Raw genomic sequence first — 3,066 nt, 5'->3', positions numbered from 1 at the left:
GTGTATAAGAGACAGCTTCGCCGAGTGGTGACTGACAGGGCCTGACAGCCGGGTGCCAGCGTCGTGTGCGACCTGTGTCAGCAGCTCACGTCACTGTTGCCGCATGCACAAAGTCACGATCATCGGCGCCGGTCTCGGCGGTCTCACCCTCGCCCGCGTCCTGCACGTCCACGGCATCCCGTCCGTCGTCTACGAGGCGGAGGAGTCGCCGAACGCGCGGTCGCAGGGCGGCATGCTCGACATCCACGACTACAACGGCCAGCTCGCCCTGGAAGCCGCCGGGTTGATGGACGAGTTCCACGCGCAGGTCCTCGAAGGACGCCAGGCACTCCGCGTTCTCGACACCGACGGCACCGTCCTGCTCGACAAGCCCGACGACGGCACCGGCGGACGACCCGAGATCCAACGCGCTGACCTGCGGCAGATCCTGCTCGACTCCCTCCCGGCCGGCACCGTGCGGTGGGGCCACAAGGTGACGGCCGTCGAGGGCCGCACGGTCACGTTCGCCAACGGCAGCAGCGTCGAGGCGGAACTGCTCGTGGGCGCGGACGGCGCGTGGTCGAAGGTGAGGCCGTTGCTGACCGACGCGAAGCCGGAGTACGCGGGGCTGACGTTCGTCGAGACGTATCTCTACCACGCCGACACCGCGCACCCGACCCTCGCCGAAACCGTCGGTGGTGGCTCGATGTTCGCCCCGTCCCAGGGCAAGGGGATCTTCGCGCACCGGGAACGCGGTGACACCCTGCACGCCTACGTCGAGTTCACCCGCCCGCTGGAGTGGTTCGACACCATCGACGTCACGGATCCGCGGCAGATCGCCTCCGAGTTCGAGGGCTGGGCACCGGAACTGACCGCGCTGATCACCGAGTCCGACGTCACGCCGATCATCCGCCCGCACTACGGCCTGCCGCGCGGGCTTCGCTGGGACCGCGTGCCGGGCGTGACCCTGCTCGGCGACGCCGCCCACCTCACCGTGGCCAACGGCGAAGGCGCCAACCTCGCCATGCTGGACGGCGCCGAGCTCGCCAAAGCCCTTGCCACGCACGCGGATGTCGAGACCGCGCTGCACGAGTACGAAGAAGCGATGTTCGTGCGTGCCGTCGAGACCGTGGAAGACGCCGACGGCATCACCGAGAGCCTGTTCGGCGATGAACCCCCGCAGAAGCTGCTCGACCTGCTCGCTTAGCGCTGTCTGGAGGCCTCGATCAGCGCATTCCGCAGCTGCTCCAGGGCATGAGCCTGCGCGCCGGCGAACGACGGAGACGAAACCGATGCCGCCGCCACAACGACGTGGCGCGGCAGCCGGTCGCAGGCCGCCGTGATCGCGTCGAGCACCGCGGATCCCCAAGTTCCGCCCACCACAACGACTTCCGGGTCCGCCAACGTCACCAGGGCGGTGACGACTCCACCGATCGCCCGCGCCACCACGTCCAGATCCGGACTCTCCAGCAACCGTGCGACATCGATCGCCGTCGACTCCGGTTGCCTCAGCCCCAGCGCACCGAACACCTCGATGAACGGTACGGCCGCCCCGGACGGCCCGACCGTGATCAGGTGCGAGATCTCCCCGGCCAGCCCGGAATGCCCGCGGCGCACCTCGCCATCGCTGACGATCGCGCATCCCAAGCCCTCGCCCAGGTACAGGTAGGCGAAGTCCGAGACACCGGTAGAAGCCTGCTCGGCCTGCGCCGCCCAGTTCACGTCGTTGTCCACGATCACCGGACCGCTCAGGAACGGCCGCAACACCTCGACCGGATCCAGCGCTCCCACCAGGAACGGCGAGTCCGGTAGCTGCACGAGCCGTCCGGTGTGCCGGTCGACGGGATCGGCCGCACTCACCACCGCCAGCCGGACGTGTTGCCCCGCAACAGCCTCCACGGCCGCGATCGGCAACACCGAAGCAACCTCGGCAGGCCCGCCGATGGGGGAGTGCACGCGCGAAACCGAGTCGCCGTACGCGTCAACGCACGATGCCGTCACGCCGTCGTGCGCGATCGTCACCACCAACGCGACACCTACGTCGCCAAGGCTGTAGAACGAGCCGACCCGACCCTTGCCGCGTCCACCAGGCGTTCGCTCGCCGGTGTCGGCGACCAGCCCGACCTCCTCCAACCGTCGAACGCTCTCGCCCACGGTCGGCTTCGACAGCCCTGTGACCACGGCCAACTCGGCCCGCGTCAGGCGTCGATGGGCCATCAACGCGCGCAGCACGTGCTCGTCGGAGATCGAGCGCAGCAGCTCCTGGGACGGCTTCGGCACGCCGCGCATTCTAGTTAGAGGTCTTGCCTACAAGCGTGCGACACGCCTATGGTTCTAAGTAAGGAGGCCTTACTGGAAGGAGTGTCATGCTGCCGAACTGGGAAACCATCCCGCCTGACCTGCCCAAAGCCATCCGCGAGATCAAAAAGGCGATCCGCGCGAACATCGAAGCCTCTGGCCGGACCGTCGAGGAGGTGTTCGCCGTCGTCGAGAAGCAGATCCGGCAAGAGGTCGACGACGTCAAAGCGGGCCAGGCGTGGCCGGTGATCGACTACGCCGACATCGAGGCCGGAACCGCGCCGACCGACCTGGTCAAACGCCGCGGCTGCCTCGTGGTTCGCAACCACTTCGACCGCGAGCAAGCCCAGAGCTGGGACAAGTCCATTGTGGACTATGTGGAGCGCAACAACTTCTTCGAGAACTACCGCGGCCCCGGCGACGACTTCTTCGGCAGCGTCGGCTCGAAGCCCGAGATCTACCCGATCTACTGGTCAGCAGCGCAGACCGAAGCGCGCGAACACGAGCGCATGGCCACGGTCCAACGCTTCCTGAACAGCCTGTGGCGCAGCGACGGCTGGTTCGACCCGGACCGCGACGTCCACTACCCGGACCGGATCCGAAGGCGCCCACCCGGCGCGAACTCCAGCGGCCTCGGCACCCACCTCGACCCCGGCACGCTCGACCTGTGGATGACGAAGGAGTACCAGCAAGCGTTCCGGCACCTCTTCAACGGCACGGTCGAGCAGTACGACCCGTGGGACGCCGCCCACCGCACCACCGGCCCGCAGTACCCCGGCACCACGATGT

At 67.9% G+C, this 3,066-nt stretch carries 3 protein-coding genes; 2 read left to right on the top strand and 1 reads right to left on the bottom strand.

Features of this window, described 5'->3' with window-relative positions:
- Positions 1-103 precede the first annotated feature (103 nt).
- Complete coding sequence (locus tag UK23_RS35135; protein ID WP_045316055.1) at positions 104-1,186, top strand: FAD-dependent oxidoreductase; 1,083 nt, start codon at positions 104-106, stop codon at positions 1,184-1,186.
- On the opposite strand, the gene UK23_RS35130 is transcribed toward UK23_RS35135, so the two are convergent.
- Positions 1,183-2,259, bottom strand: a complete 1,077-nt coding sequence (locus UK23_RS35130; protein WP_231114822.1) for an ROK family transcriptional regulator — start codon at positions 2,257-2,259, stop codon at positions 1,183-1,185. The two genes, UK23_RS35135 and UK23_RS35130, sit on opposite strands and share 4 nt — an antisense overlap.
- A gap of 86 nt (positions 2,260-2,345) precedes the next feature.
- Between UK23_RS35130 and UK23_RS35125 the strand changes: the two genes are divergently transcribed.
- On the top strand, positions 2,346-3,066 hold a 721-nt coding region (locus UK23_RS35125), incomplete at its 3' end, for a YbiU family protein (protein WP_045316053.1).

This window comes from Lentzea aerocolonigenes (assembly GCF_000955955.1).
In the GTDB taxonomy this organism is placed as follows: domain Bacteria; phylum Actinomycetota; class Actinomycetes; order Mycobacteriales; family Pseudonocardiaceae; genus Lentzea; species Lentzea aerocolonigenes_A.
This window is presented reverse-complemented; position numbering and strand designations above follow the sequence as displayed.